Source organism: Mangrovibacterium sp. (genome assembly GCF_041596335.1).
Taxonomy (GTDB): domain Bacteria; phylum Bacteroidota; class Bacteroidia; order Bacteroidales; family Prolixibacteraceae; genus Mangrovibacterium.
In genome coordinates this window covers 25,725-43,304 of the sequence record NZ_JBFHIT010000020.1, presented here as the reverse complement: position 1 = coordinate 43,304, position 17,580 = coordinate 25,725, and the positions used below count along the sequence as shown (strand labels likewise).

Genomic DNA, 17,580 nt, shown 5'->3' with positions numbered 1-17,580 from the left:
TATAAAACAAATGGATTTAAAAACATACATCCGCGAGGTTCCGGATTATCCTTCTAAGGGAATTAGTTTTAAAGATATTACAACATTATTGAAAGATGAAACAGCTTTCCGTGAGGTTGTAGATCAGGTGAGTTCTTATTTTAAAGATAAAGGTATTACTAAGATTGTGTCCCTGGAGTCGCGTGGTTTTATTGTGGGAGGAGCAGTGGCGTATTGTTTAAATGCAGGCTTCGTACCAGCGCGTAAAAAGGGAAAATTGCCAGCTGAGACAATTCACGAGTCGTACGAATTGGAGTATGGAACTGATGTTATTGAGATGCATTTGGATGCCCTGACAGAGGATGATGTTGTGTTGATTCATGACGATTTATTGGCAACAGGAGGAACAGCTATGGCAGCTCTAAAATTGGTTCAGCAAATGAATGTGAAACAGGTTTTTTTCTCATTTATTTGTGATTTGAAGTTTATCGAAAATGGGAATAAAGAGATTCTTTCAGCCTACGAAACTCATAGTTTGGTGGAGTATTAGTGAAAAAAAAGTGTTTTGAGCTAAAAATATAGAACAGCTTTCCTTATTTTGGGAGAGCTGTTTTTTAATTTAGAAGAATTGGTTTTAATGAAATATTCAAGCGTAAACAGTCGGATAGATCACTTGAAGTCGTTGGTTTCAGTATTGCCGAATCAGCCGGGGATTTACCAGTATTTTGATAATACAGGAAAGATTATCTATGTGGGGAAGGCTAAAGATTTAAAAAAAAGAGTTTCTTCCTACTTTTCAAAAAATCACGATAATCGAAAAACGGCACTGTTGGTTCGCAATATTCACGACATAAAACATATGGTTGTGGAGACCGAGCAAGATGCGCTTTTGTTGGAGAACAACCTGATCAAAAAATACCAGCCCCGGTATAATATTCGACTAAAAGACGATAAAACGTATCCGTGGATCGTCGTTAAAAACGAAGCTTTTCCGAGGGTGTTTCAAACTCGAAATGTGGTACGGGATGGCTCCGCTTATTTTGGTCCGTACACTTCTGTTTTTGCTGTCCGTACTTTGCTCGATCTTTTCCGGCGAATTTATAAACTGCGGAATTGTAATCTGAATCTACAGTCGGAAAATGTTAAGGCAGGAAAATATAAAGTATGCCTGGAGTATCATATTGGAAATTGTTTGGGGCCTTGTGAAGGGCATCAAGAGGAGCGGGATTACTATAAATACATCGATGAAATTAAAGATATCCTGAAAGGTAATATCTCGGCTGTTATCAAATATCTTCGTGAAATAATGATCGGCTATTCCAATAATTATCAATTTGAGGAAGCTAATCAGGTGAAAGAAAAACTGGATGTTTTAGAGAAATTCCAAAACCGGTCAACCGTTGTTAGCGCAACAATTACTGATGTTGATGTTTATGGAATTGATGTGGTCGAGAAATCAGCTTTTGTGAATTACTTAAAAGTGATAAACGGAGCAATTGTACAAACCTATACAACCGAAATTAAAAAGGCGTTGGATGAATCTCCGGAAGAACTATTGGAGTATGCAATCGTTGATATCCGACAGAAAATATTTAGCAATGCAAAGGAATTGCTTGTGCCATTCAAAACCGACATTTCTCTGGATGGGGTCACATTTAAAGTTCCGATGATTGGCGATAAGAAAAAATTAATGGATTTATCGATTCGGAATGCCAAGTATTTTCGTTTGGAAAAAGAGAAGCAATTTGCATTGTCGAAGCCTGCGCAAAGTACGAACCGAATTTTGGAGACCATGAAGAAGGATCTTCAATTGAAAGAATTGCCGGTTCAGATTGAGTGTTTCGACAACTCGAACTTACAAGGAACGAATCCGGTTGCTGCATGTGTAGTTTTTAAAAATGGCAAACCGGCAAAAAAGGAGTATCGGCATTTTAATATTAAAACGGTTGACGGCCCAAATGATTTTGCATCGATGGAAGAGATAATCTATCGGCGTTATAAGCGGCAGGTTGAAGAAGAGAAGCAATTACCACAGCTAATTATTATCGATGGGGGTAAGGGGCAGTTGGGTGCAGCGCTGAATGCGTTGGAAAAATTGAGTCTGCGGGGGAAGATACCAATTATAGGGATCGCCAAGAAGCTGGAAGAAATTTTCTTTCCCGGCGACTCGGTTCCTTTGTATCTGGATAAGAATTCGGAGACTCTAAAAATAATTCAGCAAGCACGCGACGAAGCGCACCGATTTGGAATTACATTCCATCGGCAAAAGCGTTCTAAAAATTTTATTCAGTCGGAGTTGGATAATATACCCGGAATAGGAGAGAAGACAGTGCAGCACCTTTTGCGTAAATTTAAGAGCCTTGAGAATTTAAAAAAACAGACCTATGATACAGTGTCGGCAGAAATAGGCGATTCTCGTGCCACTAAAATTTTTAATCATCTCAATATAAAGAACTGATAGGCAGACTTTAGGAGGTAAAAAAAGCCCGTAAAAACGGGCTTCATTATACAATCAATCTAGCTTAATTTCGGTACTTTTCGTCAGATTGCAACAAACCGAGGTACGAATAGTAGCGGCTTTCTGAAATTTCATTTTCGAGAACCGCTTTTTTAACTTCACAACCGGGTTCGTGTGTATGAGTGCAATTATAGTACTGGCATTTTTCCAGTCGTTTAAAAATTTCGGGAAAATAGTGGCCAATTTATTCTTTTTACATATCGAGCATCCCAAAGCCTTTTATGCCTGGAGTGTCAATTATGTATCCGCCGAAACTTAATTCGAACATTTCTGAAAATGTAGTGGTGTGCATTCCGGATAGATGGTATTCCGAAATTTCTTTGGTTTTCAAATTAAGTCTCGATTCGATCTTATTAATTAGCGATGATTTTCCCACGCCGGAGTGTCCCGAAAAAACATTGATCTTTCCAGTCATCCATTTTTTTAACGTATCCAACCCAATATCTTTTTTAGTCGAAGTCTTCAGACAACGATAACCGATGGAGCTGTAAATTTCAATCAAATCATCGAGTTGTTTGGTTTGTTCTTTGTTGAAGCGGTCGACTTTGTTAAATATTAGCGTGCACGGTATTCTGTAGGCTTCGGCTGAAGCTAGAAAGCGATCGATAAACGTAGTTGTCGTGACGGGATAGTTGATTGTAACAACTAAAAACGCTTGGTCGATATTGGCTGCAATAATGTGCGATTGTTTTGACAGGTTCGATGCCTTCCGGATGATATAGTTTTTGCGTTCGGCTATCTCGGTGATTAATCCAACAGGTTTGGTGGCGTTTTCCTCCTCCTGTTCGTCAAGCCTGAACACAACATGGTCGCCCACTGTTATGGGGTTTGTACTTTTGATATCTTTGATCCGAAAATTTCCTTTTATTTTGCAGTCAATCATCTGGCCGGTTTCCGATTTTACGGTGTACCAGCTTCCGGTTGATTTTATGACGAGACCTTTATTCAATGGATTTTCAGTATTAGTTGTTTCTGTTGTATTTAAAATAAAAATCAAAATTACGAAAAATTGTGAAACGTATTTTATCTTATAATGTTAATGGCATCCGTGCGGCCCTAAAGAAGGATTTTTTGAGCTGGTTGACCATGGAAAATCCCGATATTGTGTGTCTGCAGGAGACCAAAGCGCAACCGGGACAAATGAGCGAGGAAGAATTTAACGAGTTGGGATATCACTTTTATGCTTTTTCTGCTGTAAAGCCCGGATACAGCGGTGTAGCTATCTTGACAAAGGAGAAACCCGCTCATATTGAAATGGGGATGGGGAACGAGAAGTACGACCGTGAAGGAAGAGTCATTAGAGTTGATTTTAGCGATTTTTCGGTAATAAGTGCATATTTCCCTTCCGGAACCACCGGAGGGCCAAGACAGGCCTTTAAAATGGATTTTCTGGCCGATTTTACAGTTTATTTGAACGAGCTTCGTGAAACCATTCCTAATTTGGTCATTTCAGGCGACTATAACATTTGCCGTTTATGGATTGATATCCATAATCCGGAAAAACAACAGAATACATCTGGCTTCCTTCCCGAAGAGCGCGATTGGTTTCAATCCTTTGTTGAAATGGGATATGTAGATAGCTTTCGCGAACTTGTATCCGAACCGGATCACTATTCGTGGTGGAGTTACCGGGCGGGTTCCAGAGGTAAAAATAAAGGCTGGCGTATCGACTATAACATGGTGACAGAGCCAATTAAAGCAAAAATTTCCGCTGCCGGTATTTTACCCGAGGCCGTTCATTCAGATCATTGCCCGGTATGGGTTGATTTAGATTTATAATCTTACAAATGAAAAAGGGACTTTTAATGGTGTTTCTTTTTGCTTTTGGAACTATTGGTGCACAGCCCTTATCCGAAAAGTTAAAAAAGAAAATTGACACCAATTATGTGCATTCTTATCACACCGATTTGATTGTTCGGGTGTATACAGCCGATAAGGGCAATCATTTTTTGATTGGCGACAATGGGAATGATTTGAATATAAAATATCGCTCAAATGATCTTTTTAAGCTTGGTGTCGGTGTTAACTATAAATGGTTTGGGTTGAAGATCGGGTTTGAGCTTCCGTTCGCAAATTCGAATGTGGAGAAGTACGGTAGTTCTTCCAGTTTTGGCTTGCAGAGTTATTTGGTTGCCCGTCGTTTTGTGGTTGATATCGTAGCGCGAAAAACAAACGGATATTACCTGTCTCTTCATGGTAAAGCGGCTGAAGATATCTCCGATGAAGAGGTTTATCAGGTTCGAAGCGATATTAAAATCACCAATTTTGGAGTCAACTTTATCTATGTATTAAATTCTGAACGCTTTTCGTACAAAGCAGCTTTCAACCAAACAGATTTGCAACTCAGGAGTGCCGGGTCATTAATTTGGGGTGGGGGATTGGCTTCTTCTGATGTTGATGGTGATGAAACATTGATCCCGGATGAGCTACTTTCTGAAGCTTATGAAGAGTGGCAGGGGCTTGATAAATTTCGTTCTTACTCCGGATATGGTAGCCTTGGCTATGCGTACTCGTTGGTACCTTTTTCGAATGCAATCATTACGGCTTCACTGGCAACTCAAATGGGCATTAGATTGAATCAGTTACATTTTGAAAGGCAGCGGCATAATTATCAAACAAAGCTGGGTTTTGGTGGTGAAATCCGGATTGCCGGTGGATACCATTTCCCCGGATTCTATCTCGGTGGGTCCTTTGTGCAAAGTCATTTTAACTCCGACGTCCGTTTCAGCTCCCTGCAAATTGCTAATGGAACCAGTTTTCTGGAGTTTACGGTAAGTAAAAGGATCAAACTTTAACGGTCTGATCCTTTTAAAAAAGCCTTTTAAAACGGTCTGATTTTTATTCCCAGTCCAGAATAATTTTTCCGCAGTTTCCTTCTTCCATAATATCAAATGCTTTCTGGAAATCATCGGCTTTCATGCGATGGGTGATCACCGGAGAAATGTCCAATCCGGTTGTCAGCATCATTTCCATGTGGTACCAGGTTTCGTACATCTCACGACCGTAGATGCCTTTCATAGTTAGTCCCTTAAAAATAAGCTTGCTCCAGTTTATTTGTGTGTTTTTGGGAAGCAACCCGAGCAACGAAATTTTGCCGCCGTTGTACATGTTTTCAACCATATCGTTGAACGCAACGGGCGACCCACTGCATTCCAGTCCAATATCGAATCCGGCAACCATTCCAAGTGTACCCATGGCTTCGCGAACATTTTCTTTCATTGGGTCAATAACCAATGTAGCGCCCATTTTTCGTGCCAGTTCCCTTCTATAGGGCGACAGATCCGTACCGACGATGTTGCGAGCGCCTGCAAACTTGCAAACAGCTGCAGCCATCGATCCAATCGGGCCACCAATTCCGGTAATCAGCACATCCTCGCCCAGAAGCGGAAAGGAGAGGGCTGTGTGCGTTGCATTGCCAAACGGATCCATAATCGAAAGGATTTCATCGGGAATTCGGCTGTCGATTTTCAATACGTTCTTGGCCGGAACTGAAATGTATTCGGCAAATCCACCATCGCGTTGAACGCCAATTCCCAGCGTGTGGTCGCAAATGTGCTGACGGCCACGGCGACAATTTCGGCAAAATCCGCAGGCAATGTGCCCTTCAACAGTGACTCGTTCGCCCACATGAACACGGTCCACTTCCGATCCGGTTTCAACCACTTCGCCCATGTATTCATGGCCAATTGTAACCGGGGGTTTAATGGTATTTTGCGCCCATTCGTCCCATTTGTAAATGTGAAGGTCGGTGCCGCAAATAGCAGCTTTTTTTACTTTAATCAGCACATCGTTCGGGCCAACAAAAGGCATCGGAACGTTTTCCATCCAAAGCCCGCGTTCAGCTTTGGTTTTGACAATTGCTTTCATAAAAAATCCCTTGAAGTTTAGCCACAAGTTAGGGCAATTTCAAGGGAAAATACAGAATGAATATCATGTTTCGAATACTACTTTTTGGCGGTTTTCGGGGCGGTGATGGCTGCTTATAACGATCGATACGCTATTTGTGGATTATTCAACTTTGCTCATATTCAGTTTTCCATGTTGAATTCCTTTTACGGCAATCAGTTGGTCAGCCAGTTCGGTGAGTCGGAAAGACGGTCCTTGCACAGCGACTATTTCAAGGCAGTTTTCAGGGGTTAAATGGAAAATCTGGGAAGACAGGATGATTTCAGTATTTTCGGCCTCTATATCCTGCAATTTCGAGCGAATTTCTCTCTTCTTCGCGTTATAGACCAAGGTAACAGCACCGGCTACCAGGTTGTCACATTTCCATTTTTTTTCAACCAGATTCTTTTCTACCAAAAAACGGATCGCCTGTGATCGATTCGCAAAGTTGTTTTCTTTCACATATTCGTCCAGAGCTTTCAGTAAATCTTCTTCCAATGAAACGCCAAATCGGGATACAGGCATGGGCTGTGTTTTTACGATTAATTGGTTAAAAATAGGCTTTTTGTTACAGAAAAGGCATAAAAAAACTCTCCCGTTAAACCGAGAGAGTTGCACTTTATTATTGATCGGGCTACTTCAATTCCCAACTAAAACCATCCTTGGTGTCTTTAATTACAAAGCCGAAATTAGTTAGTTCGTTACGGATTTTATCGGCCGTTGCCCAGTCTTTGTTAGCTTTGGCTTCCTGCCGCAATTGTAGCAACAAATCGATAGCTGAATCAAACGCCTGTAGGTTTCCATTGCCTGTTTGCTCCGGTTTGTTAAGCCCGAAAAGGTCGAATACAAAAGTTGAGTAAAGAGCTTTCAAAGCTTCCAAATCCGAAGCTGAAATCGTGGCTTTGCCGTCAGCAATTGAATTAATCATTTTCACCCCGTCAAAGAGATGAGCGATTGCAATCGGGCTATTCATATCATCGTTCATGGCCGCGTAGCACTTCTCTTTCAACTCTGCGACATTCAACGTTGAAGTATCACCAGCTCTAAGTGTTTCAATGGTTTCGGTAGCTTTCAGCAGGCGTTGCATGCCTTTTTCAGCTGCTTGAAGCGCCTCGTTCGAGAAATCAAGTGTGCTGCGGTAATGCGCCGTGAGCATGAAAAACCGTATGGTCATTGGGTCGTAAGCCCGTTCCAGGAGTGGATGATCGCCGCTGAAAAACTCGTCGAGCGAAATCGCATTTCCCAACGATTTGCCCATTTTTTGCCCATTCAGCGTAATCATGTTATTGTGCATCCAGTAGCGAACAGCATCATGGCCGTTGGCTGCTTTCGCCTGAGCAATTTCAGCTTCGTGGTGCGGAAAAGTTAAATCCATTCCACCACCATGAATATCGAATGTTTCGCCCAGATATTTGCAACTCATAGCCGTACATTCCAGATGCCAGCCCGGAAATCCGTCGCTCCATTTCGATGGCCAGCGCATGATGTGTTCCGGAGAAGCTTTTTTCCATATAGCAAAATCGAGCGATGAATGTTTTTCATCCTGTCCGTCCAGTTCGCGGGTAGCGCTTTGCAAATCTTCAATTTTACGACCTGAAAGTTCGCCATAAGGGTAGTCTTTCGCGTATTTTTCTACATCGAAGTAAACCGAACCATGACTCTCGTAGGCATAGCCTGCCGCCAGTATTTTCTCAATTACCTCAATTTGTTCAATAATGTGGCCGGTTGCACGTGGTTCAATGCTTGGAGGAAGCACATTTAGCTTCTCCATATTTTTGTGGTAATCGTTGGTGTAGATTTGTACCACTTCCATGGGCTCCAGCTCGTCCAAACGCGCTTTTTTGGCAATCTTATCTTCACCCTGATCGGCATCATTGGCCAAATGGCCAACATCGGTAATGTTGCGCACATAGCGAACTTTGTACCCAATTTGTTTCAAAAAGCGAAACAATAGGTCGTAGGTCACAGCCGGGCGGGCATGTCCTAGATGCGCTTTTCCGTAAACAGTAGGGCCGCATACATACAACCCAACTTTGCCTGGGTGAAGAGGCACAAAAACTTCTTTTTTGCGGGTTAAAGTATTGTAAATCTGTAGTTGATTTTCCATCGGATTGAGAAATTTGTGCAAAGGTAGAAATTTCTCTAAAACTATTCCGGTTCTGTGCCTTTCCAAAGGTTTTTGGCATTCCGTTCAACCGTTCCGGTTCATTTAGTAGGATACATTTGTCAAATAGGGCGGAATTGAATCGGTTCAATAGAACGCTTTTATAAATTGGAAGGGTGTAGTAGACTGTATATGAGTTAGTTGGAATTAGACGAATATTTAGTTTACGAAAATTTTATCATTCCAAAATGAATGTATATTTGCGGCCAGTTATTTGAAAAATTGAATGAAGAGCTTAACGCCTTTAAAACAGCGGCACTTGCTGAGGAATCAGGAAGAATATCAGGTGAAATACAACTATTTGAATTTCCCATCGCCTGAAGAAGCTGCACGCATGATGCAAGAACGAGCAACCATTTTGGATGCTATTGGCGATCGTGTGAAATGGGGATTTCATCAATCCAAAGTAGATGTGAGTCGGTTATCACGAGGCTGCCAGTTATGTGGCGAAGGTCAGTGGTCGTGCTTGTTCATCAACAACCTGTGTAACGGAAAGTGCTTTTACTGCCCAACACAGCAAACCGATCTGGCTCGGCCGGAGACGAATACGCTTATATTCGACGATCCGGAGAGCTATGTCGACTATATCCGTACGTTTGGGTTCAAAGGCGTTAGCATTTCCGGTGGCGAGCCGTTGATTAGCTATGAGAAAAGTTTGGCTTTTGTAAAAGCTGTGAAGCAGGAATTTGGCGACGAGGTGTATGTTTGGCTCTATACCAACGGTATGCTGCTGACGGCCGAAAAAGCGGACGCTTTTCAACAAGCCGGGTTGAATGAAATGCGGTTCGATATTGGTGCAACCGACTACAAGACCGACCAATTGAAGCTGGCCCTCGGGAAAATACCGGTTGTGACAGTCGAAATTCCGGCTGTGCCTCAGGAAGAAGAAGTGCTAAAGGAAAAAATTCGCGAATTGAGTGGTTTGGGTGCGAGTCACCTTAATTTTCACCAAATGCGGCTCACTCCGTATAATTTCAATCATTTGGTAGAGCAGGATTATACGTACACTCATGGCGAAAAAGTAACCGTTATCGAGTCCGAGTTGACAGCACTTCGCCTTATTCAGTTTACCTTGGACGAAGGCATTAATTTGCCGATCAATTACTGTTCGTTTGTCTACAAAAACCGACATCAAAAATCGGCTAACCGAATGAAACATGCTCCTCTTGTGGTGTATCCATGGGAAAGCGTGACTGAAAACGGGTTCATGCGTAGCTTTTTTGCAAAGGTCAGTTCCGATCAAAAAGAGATGATTACAGAAGCTTTTAAGAACGAATTAGCGACTGGCAAAGCGCAGTTTAATCCCCGAAACGGACGATTGGATTTTAGCCCTGAACTTTTCGGCAGGGTAAAAGCGCTAGGTTTCGCAATGAATGTTGAATATCACGTAAGCGCAATTTTTCCGGAAGCCACAGGGCTGAATGATTTTCAAACCATCGCACTAAACGAGGAACGCGATGTGGTGGTTGAACGGCAGGCAACAACCTTGCCTATTGTACTGGAGCCGGAGATGATATCGGAAATGGAGGCTATTATTGCCGGTAAAGCTTCGTACGCCGAAGTATGCAATGGCAACCTTCAACAGATTTTAACACACGAGTTTATTCCCAACGGTTTGGGTGACTATTTTTAATAAAAAGAATGCCCGGAACAACTTGTTCCGGGCATTCTTTTTTGTTTTCTTGCTGTTAAAATTTGACGGACACGCCGACTTTTCCGCCACTAAACTCGTTTCCACCTCCAAATTCGAGATTAATACCCCATTTACGATCCCAATAGTAGCGAGCGCCAACCTGAGCACCTAATCTCAAGCCTGAGTCGTGAGAACCGTTGTAGCCGGCATCCGAATTCCAGGCCGAGAAACCGAGGTTTAAACCGGCATAAAAGTCCCAGTTTGAAGGAATACCCAACGCGCTGTTAAAGTGGTAGTTCGCGTTTCCCGAAATGTTTGTCACGCCATGGTGATATCCCCACTTGTCGAACGAATAGAACGACAGCTCCCCACCAACTGTGATGTCAGGGTGAACTCCGTAATCTAATCCAACGTAAATCGGCAATCCGTAATTCGACATTCCGAACCCAAAATTCATTTGCAGTTGTCCGTCTCTAATAGGGCTGGTTTGCGCGAACAGGACTCCCGAAAATAATAGCATGGCCATTGTTAAAATCTTCCTTTTCATTGTCAATGATTAAAAATTTGTTTTCCTAGTGTTCTAACTTATTCTGAATTAAAATGAATATAAAGCCGATTGAGCGTATCAATGTTCGATGCGAATGAAAGTTATTTTCAACATTCTTGCTGTTAGTCGATTGAATTAGCGAGTCGCACTTTCATACATTTCAACGCAAATCAACGGGCGAAATTATAGCTTTCAAAAGAAATATTCCATTGGTTCAGCTGAAGGAATTTTAAAATTCTGAATGAATTCCATCCCCGCATGGGCAGGCACTGGCGAACATCAATATTCTTATTAAAATAACGATTATCGAATTTCGGTATTTGCTATTTCTGTGATTTGCAGCTACATTTGCGAGCCTCCGGGTAGTCTCCGTTGGTGGTCGGGTTTCCATGTCGAACTACAATTGATTAAAAATGAATATTCTGAATACAACTATTTTAGCGTTTTTTCTTTTTAGCCGAGTGCACTTTCCGAATCGTTGTATGCGCTGATTAGTTTGAGAAACCCACCCATTTAAAATTGAATTTTTTCGCCTCTGACTTTCTTCGTAAACTAAATGATTAAATACACGTTGAATTATTGGGTTTTGGCAACGCGTCACAATAACTAACTTTATTACCGTAAACAACTATGTTATTCGAACCAAAAACATATCGCAACAGTTTTCCGGCCGATCGGTTTCATTCATTCGTAGTGAAATACAATGAGATGGACCTTTGGATTGGAGTCGACCCAAAATCGTTTCAAAACGAAATGGTAGATTTTGCTTCAACTGTTTTAAAGAAAAACCTGGAAGAGCTGGATGCTTACACGGCAGAAGAGCCCTTTTTTAAGAAGAGTTTGAAACCTTGTGCGGCAATTGAAACAGCGCCCGAAGTTGCCAAAATGATGGCTCATGCCGGAGAGTTGGCATCAGCCGGACCAATGGCTGCAAAAGCCGGAATATTTTGCGAATTGGTCGGAAAAGCGTTGACCGAAAAATTCGAAATCGGAGAACTTATCTTAGAAAATGAAGGAGATTTGTATATAAAACTACAAAATTCGTTGATTGTAAGTATTTTTGCGGGCGAATCGGATGTTTCGGGGCTTATTGGGATTGAAATTCAACCTGAGCAAACTCCTCTGGGGGTTGGAACAGCCGCCGGAAAAATAGGAACCCCGATGATGCACGGAAAAGCGGACGCGATTCTTATTGTAGCACGTAACGCTGCTGTGGCTGGTGCTTTCGCTGTTGGGTTGGGAAACCTGATTAAAAAGCCCGGCGATGTAGATAAAGTACTGAAACGCACAGAAGTGATTCCGGAAGTAGAAGCTGCCGTTTTGGTTTTTGATGACCAGATTGGCTTGCGAGGCGAATTTGAACTTAAAATGATTGGATAGGCGTAGGTGAGTTGGTGACTAGAAATTGCCGGTTTACGATCAAATGACAAGCAAATGACACAAAAAAAAGACATACGAGAAGAGCTGAAACACCGGGTGTTGGTGTTGGACGGAGCCATGGGAACCATGATTCAAAAACACAATTTAACTGAGGCTGACTTCAGAAATGAAGCACTGGCCGAGTTGAAAAACGAACTGTTCGGAAATAATGATATTCTTTCCATCACTCGTCCCGATGTGATTAAAGCGATTCATGCGGCATTTTTAGAGGCCGGTTCCGATATCATCGAAACCAATACGTTTAATGCCACGAGCATTTCACAGGCCGACTATCACACCGAAAAGTGGGTGTACGAAATTAATTTAAAGGCCGCTAAAATAGCGCGAGAGGTAGCAGATGAGTTTACAGCCAAAAATCCGGACAAGCCTCGCTACGTTGCCGGCGCGCTCGGACCAACGAATAAAACGTTGTCGCTCTCGCCCGATGTTAACGATCCGGGCTATCGCGCCACTTCTTTCGATTTGGTGAAAGAAAGCTATCGGGAACAGACAACCGGTTTGTTGGATGGCGGCGTGGATTTGTTGCTTGTTGAAACGATTTTCGACACACTGAATGCCAAAGCAGCCCTGTTTGCCATTGAAGAAGTGCTGGAAGAACGCGGAATGCGATTGCCGGTGATGGTTTCCGGAACGATTACCGACGCCAGCGGGCGAACTTTGTCAGGCCAAACAGTAGAGGCTTTCCTGAACTCGGTGCGCCATATCGACCTGCTGAGCATTGGATTGAACTGTTCACTTGGGGCAAAGGATATGCGCCCGTATCTGGAGGAAATGTCGAAAAAGGCGCCTTTCTTCATCAGTGCATATCCAAACGCGGGCTTGCCTAACCAATTTGGCGAGTACGACGAAACACCTGAAGAAATGGCCGGGCAGGTGAAGGATTTTCTCGATAACCACTTTGTGAACATCATTGGTGGATGCTGCGGTACAACTCCCGACCATATTCGCAAATTTGCCGGTGTGGCTGCTGCGGCACAACCTCATGTGAAACAGAAAAATGACGAACTAACGCGTTTTAGCGGTCTGGAACCGGTAACCATTACTCCTGAAACCAATTTTGTGAATATTGGTGAACGTTGTAATGTGTCGGGATCCATCAAATTTGCCCGCCTCATTCGCGAAGAAAAATATGAAGAAGCGCTGGCTGTTGCCCGCGAACAAGTGGAAAACGGCGCTCAGGTTATTGATGTGAACCTGGACGACGCGATGCTGGATGCTAAAAAGGAAATGGTGACTTTCCTGAATTTGTTGATGGCTGAGCCTGACATTGCCAAGTTGCCGGTCATGGTCGATTCATCCAAATGGGAAGTTATTGAAGCCGGACTGAAATGCTTACAGGGAAAGGCCATTGTGAACTCCATCAGCATGAAAGAAGGAGAGGAGCAATTCCTGGAGCAAGCCAGTAAAATTAAACGTTACGGTGCGGCAGTTGTCGTTATGGCTTTCGACGAAAAAGGACAAGCTGATAATCTGGAACGTCGCATCGAGATTTGCACTCGTGCTTATAAATTGCTTACTGAGAAGATTAATTTCCCGGCTGAAGATATCATTTTCGACCCCAATATTCTGACCATTGGGACGGGAATGGAAGAACATAACAACTACGCCGTCGATTTCATTGAATCGGTACGGTGGATTAAAGCAAATCTCCCACATGCTAAAACCAGTGGTGGAGTCAGCAACGTATCATTCTCTTTCCGCGGAAACAATTTGGTGCGCGAGGCAATTCACTCGGTTTTCCTGTTCCACGCCATTAAAGCGGGTTTGGATATGGGGATTGTAAACCCGGGAATGTTGCAGATTTACGATGAAATTCCGAAAGATTTACTCGAATATATTGAAGATTTGGTGATGAACCGGCGGTCGGACGCGACGGAACGTCTGCTCGACTTTGCCCAAAACCTAAAAGCCGGTGAAGGCAAAGCCGTTCGAAAAGACGAGTGGCGCGAATTGCCGTTGGTAAAACGGCTCGAACACGCTTTGGTGAAAGGTTTGCCCGATTATATTGAAGAGGATCTGGCTGAAGCGATTCCGAATTACAGCCCAACCCTCAGTATTATTGAGGGGCCGCTGATGGACGGGATGAATGTGGTTGGTGACTTGTTCGGATCCGGAAAAATGTTCCTGCCACAGGTAATAAAATCGGCCCGGGTGATGAAAAAAGCGGTGGCTTATTTGCTGCCCTACATCGAAGCCGATAAAGCCAAGTTCAAGAACCAGCAAAGCAGCCAAAAGAAGGTGCTGATGGCCACTGTAAAAGGCGACGTACACGATATTGGAAAAAACATTGTGGGTGTTGTGCTGGCCTGTAACAATTACGAGGTAATCGACCTCGGCGTAATGGTGCCAACCGAGAAAATACTGGAAGCGGCTCGCAAGGAAAATGTTGATATGATTGGACTTAGCGGTCTGATTACTCCTTCGTTGGAAATAATGGTGAATGTGGCGGCAGAGATGGAGCGTCAGGGATTCACTTTACCGCTGTTGGTTGGTGGTGCTACAACGTCTAAAATTCACACCGCTGTGAAAATAGCTCCGCAATATTCGCACCCGGTGGTGCATGTAAAAGATGCCAGCCGAAGCGTGAATGTGGTTGCTAATCTGTTGGCCAATAACGAAGATTTCAAACAATCAATCCGCGATGACTATGCTCAGATTCGCGAATTTCATGGTCAGAAGAAAACTAAAGAATACTTGACTTTAGACGAGGCTCGAGCCAATAAATTCACCCCGGATTGGAGCAAAAATGATATTTACAAGCCGAAAAAGACGGGTGTTTTCGAGTTGATCGATTTCCCGATCGAAGAACTACGCAACTACATCGATTGGAATTTCTTTTTCTTTGTGTGGGAATTGAAGGGGCGTTTCCCCGAGATTCTGGATGATGAACTTCAGGGTGAACAAGCCCGGAAAGTTTATGAGGATGCCAATGTCATGCTCGACGAGATTATTGAAAAGAAGATGTTGCAGGCGAACGGTGTGTACAGTATTTGGCCGGCCCAAGCCGATGGCGACGATATTGTATTGTACAACGATGAAGCATGTAGCAGTGAGTTGGGCCGCTTCTACCATCTGCGTCAGCAGGAGAAGAAGAAAGACGGGATTCCGAACTTTTGTTTGTCGGACTTTGTAGCGCCAAAGGAACTCGGAAAAACCGACTACTGCGGGGCTTTTGCGGTTACTGCCGGTATTGGCATCGAAAAGTGGATGGCCGAGTACAAAGCGGATCACGACGACTATAAAGCCATCATGCTCGAAGCCTTGGCCGATCGTTTGGCCGAAGCGTTTGCCGAGTTGTTACACGCGAAAGTTCGACGCGAATACTGGGCTTATGCTCCCGATGAAGATCTGAGCTGGGATGACATCCTAAAAGTTCGTTATCAGGGAATTCGGCCTGCATTGGGTTATCCGGCTTGCCCCGAGCACCACGAAAAGGAAAACTTGTTCAACCTGCTGGGAGCCGAAAAAATCGGGATCAAGCTAACAGAACACTATGCGATGTATCCTACGGCAGCTGTGTGTGGCGAATACTTTGCCCATCCCGAATCGCGCTACTTCAGCCTCGAAAAAATAAGTCAGGATCAGGTTGGCGATTATGCCCGCCGCAAAGGAGTTTCGGTTGATTTAGTGGAACAGTTCCTGCCGGTGAATCTCAATTATAAAGGGATTTAAGATAACCGTTATTGAGAGTTTCACTTCAACTGAAACTCTCAATGGCTGGAAACAGCTAAAATTAAATGATAATGAACAGTTCAACAAAAAAGGTACTCCTGGCTTTTGTTTTCGGAATGGTGTTTATGTTTGTGCTCGATATGTTTTTTCACTTCAATAATTCAGTTGAAAAACAAATTCAGTGTGAAGCCGATAAAACACAAAAAAAGATTGAACGTATTTTTAAATAAGCCCGTTTAAAGGACAGACTTTAGTGCTATGAAAGTTATTGATATCATCAACCAGAGTGATAAAACAGTTTTCTCGTTCGAGTTGCTTCCTCCACTAAAAGGAAACGATGCCGGCAGTATTTACCGAACCATCGATAGTTTAATCGATTTAGATCCCAAGTACATCAATATCACCACTCACCGTGATGAAATGATTTACCGGGAAATGCCGGATGGCTCCATCAAAAAGCAGGTCGTTCGCAAACGTCCCGGAACTGTCGCCATCGCTTCAGCCATTCAACACAAGTACGGTATTCCGGTGGTTCCGCACATTTTGTGTGGCGGATTCACCAAAAGTGAAACTGAGCATGTGTTGATCGACCTGAATTTTATGGGGATTGAAAATGTGCTGGCTCTGCGGGGCGACGGATTGAAGACTGATACCGTTTTTCGTCCCGACCAGAATGGACATGGGAATGCAGACGAATTGGTCAAACAAATCGTCGATTTGGGTCAGGGAAAATACCTCGATCCGGATTTGAAAAATACGACTCCGCTCGATTTTTGTATTGGTGTGGCTGGTTATCCCGAAAAACACTTTGAAGCTCCGAATTTTGAAACCGATTTGGCTTATCTGAAACAAAAAGTGGATGCCGGAGCGGAGTACATTGTTACGCAAATGTTTTTCGATAATCAGAAGTATTTTGCCTTTGTAGATCATTGTCGCGAAGTTGGAATTAATGTGCCCATTATCCCCGGAATAAAAGCCATTAGCACATTGACGCAAATGACTGTTCTGCCGAAAATATTTAGTATTGATTTACCTCAGGATTTGGTGACAGAATTGCGCAAATGTCGTTCGAATGCCGATGCGAAAGTCGTTGGAACCGAATGGGCTATTCAGCAGGCCCGTGAGTTGGTTGCTCACAATGTGCCTAGTTTGCACTTGTACACCATGGGCATGTCCGACAATACCAGAAAGATTGTTGAAAGCGTCCTATAAGCTCAATTCAGCAAAAATGATCGTTCAGATCCGGTCAAAAGCAATAGGCCGGATTTTTTTTTGCCTTCATAATTTCCCTACCTTGCTCGCAAAATTCGAAAGCCGATCATGGAAAATCTTCCCAATATTCAGCAAAATAATGTTCGCTCGTACCTAAACCGAGAAGATATTATCCTCGAAACCATTGCTCAGATCATGAAAGATTTTGGCTTGTTTGGGGTCGAAATTCAATATTCGGGATCGATTGACGATGCCTACGAGAAATTACTGGTGCAGCTGGTGAGCCAGATTGATGAGCTCATGCATACGAATTCCGACCTGCTGATGTCCATCCTTTATCAGGTTGACATCAGTCAGCGCGATATTGATCGCACACAGGCCGATTTTCCGCAGTATAACCAGGTCGAAGTCGTTGCGCATCAAATCATCTTCCGCGACCTAAAAAAGGTGCTTTTTAGGCGTTATTTCAGCAGTAAATAGAGTGGTAGCAACCCAAGTTAGAGATAGGTGCAGCCTTTCTGAATAGGTTC

Annotated in this window: 15 protein-coding genes; 10 read left to right on the top strand and 5 right to left on the bottom strand. The window is 43.3% G+C overall.

The window, feature by feature from the left end; genetic code table 11:
• Positions 1–10: 10 nt before the first annotated feature.
• A complete protein-coding gene (locus tag ABZD21_RS08960; RefSeq protein ID WP_372774527.1) occupies positions 11–529 on the top strand; it encodes an adenine phosphoribosyltransferase in 519 nt (172 codons plus the stop codon).
• An 87-nt stretch (positions 530–616) separates the two neighbouring features.
• Positions 617–2,437 (top strand): excinuclease ABC subunit UvrC, encoded by a 1,821-nt coding sequence (gene uvrC, locus ABZD21_RS08955; RefSeq protein ID WP_372774525.1) that lies wholly within the window; start codon positions 617–619, stop codon positions 2,435–2,437.
• 253 nt (positions 2,438–2,690) lie between these two features.
• Here uvrC and rsgA read toward each other — a convergent pair whose 3' ends face one another.
• Positions 2,691–3,446 (bottom strand): ribosome small subunit-dependent GTPase A, encoded by a 756-nt coding sequence (gene rsgA / locus ABZD21_RS08950; RefSeq protein WP_372774523.1) that lies wholly within the window; start codon positions 3,444–3,446, stop codon positions 2,691–2,693.
• A gap of 62 nt (positions 3,447–3,508) precedes the next feature.
• On the opposite strand from rsgA, the gene ABZD21_RS08945 reads away from it, so the two are divergent.
• Together ABZD21_RS08945 and ABZD21_RS08940 are read left to right on the top strand one after the other, a co-directional pair.
• Complete coding sequence (locus ABZD21_RS08945) at positions 3,509–4,276, top strand: exodeoxyribonuclease III (RefSeq protein WP_372774521.1); 768 nt, start codon at positions 3,509–3,511, stop codon at positions 4,274–4,276.
• Positions 4,277–4,284: 8 nt separating this feature from the next.
• The gene (locus ABZD21_RS08940) at positions 4,285–5,292 is read left to right on the top strand and encodes a DUF4421 domain-containing protein (protein WP_372774519.1); all 1,008 of its coding nucleotides are present in this window, start codon (positions 4,285–4,287) and stop codon (positions 5,290–5,292) included.
• 43 nt (positions 5,293–5,335) lie between these two features.
• On the opposite strand, the gene tdh is transcribed toward ABZD21_RS08940, so the two are convergent.
• The 3 genes from tdh to cysS form a co-directional block, all read right to left on the bottom strand.
• Entirely contained in the window at positions 5,336–6,364 is a 1,029-nt protein-coding gene (tdh, locus tag ABZD21_RS08935; protein WP_372774517.1) for an L-threonine 3-dehydrogenase, read from the bottom strand.
• A gap of 141 nt (positions 6,365–6,505) precedes the next feature.
• Entirely contained in the window at positions 6,506–6,907 is a 402-nt protein-coding gene (nikR, locus tag ABZD21_RS08930) for a nickel-responsive transcriptional regulator NikR (RefSeq protein ID WP_372774515.1), read from the bottom strand.
• A gap of 109 nt (positions 6,908–7,016) precedes the next feature.
• Entirely contained in the window at positions 7,017–8,489 is a 1,473-nt protein-coding gene (cysS, locus tag ABZD21_RS08925) for a cysteine--tRNA ligase (protein WP_372774513.1), read from the bottom strand.
• Positions 8,490–8,772: 283 nt separating this feature from the next.
• Between cysS and ABZD21_RS08920 the strand changes: the two genes are divergently transcribed.
• Positions 8,773–10,179 carry a radical SAM protein gene (locus ABZD21_RS08920; RefSeq protein ID WP_372774511.1) on the top strand — a complete coding sequence of 469 codons (1,407 nt, stop codon included), beginning with the start codon at positions 8,773–8,775 and terminating at the stop codon, positions 10,177–10,179.
• A 55-nt stretch (positions 10,180–10,234) separates the two neighbouring features.
• Here the strand turns inward: ABZD21_RS08920 and ABZD21_RS08915 are convergent, their stop codons facing one another.
• Positions 10,235–10,726: a hypothetical protein gene (locus ABZD21_RS08915; RefSeq protein ID WP_372774509.1), complete on the bottom strand. Its 492-nt coding sequence runs from the start codon at positions 10,724–10,726 to the stop codon at positions 10,235–10,237.
• Between the two features lie 708 nt (positions 10,727–11,434).
• Between ABZD21_RS08915 and ABZD21_RS08910 the strand changes: the two genes are divergently transcribed.
• From ABZD21_RS08910 to ABZD21_RS08890, 5 genes are all read left to right on the top strand, one after another.
• Positions 11,435–12,106, top strand: a complete 672-nt coding sequence (locus ABZD21_RS08910) for a UPF0280 family protein (protein WP_372774507.1) — start codon at positions 11,435–11,437, stop codon at positions 12,104–12,106.
• A 54-nt stretch (positions 12,107–12,160) separates the two neighbouring features.
• Complete coding sequence (gene metH, locus ABZD21_RS08905; RefSeq protein WP_372774505.1) at positions 12,161–15,838, top strand: methionine synthase; 3,678 nt, start codon at positions 12,161–12,163, stop codon at positions 15,836–15,838.
• A gap of 71 nt (positions 15,839–15,909) precedes the next feature.
• Complete coding sequence (locus tag ABZD21_RS08900) at positions 15,910–16,068, top strand: hypothetical protein (protein ID WP_372774503.1); 159 nt, start codon at positions 15,910–15,912, stop codon at positions 16,066–16,068.
• Positions 16,069–16,096: 28 nt separating this feature from the next.
• A complete protein-coding gene (gene metF / locus ABZD21_RS08895; RefSeq protein WP_372774501.1) occupies positions 16,097–17,050 on the top strand; it encodes a methylenetetrahydrofolate reductase [NAD(P)H] in 954 nt (317 codons plus the stop codon).
• Positions 17,051–17,158: 108 nt separating this feature from the next.
• Positions 17,159–17,530, top strand: coding sequence for a hypothetical protein (locus ABZD21_RS08890; protein ID WP_372774500.1), 372 nt, complete (start codon positions 17,159–17,161; stop codon positions 17,528–17,530).
• Positions 17,531–17,580: the final 50 nt, after the last annotated feature.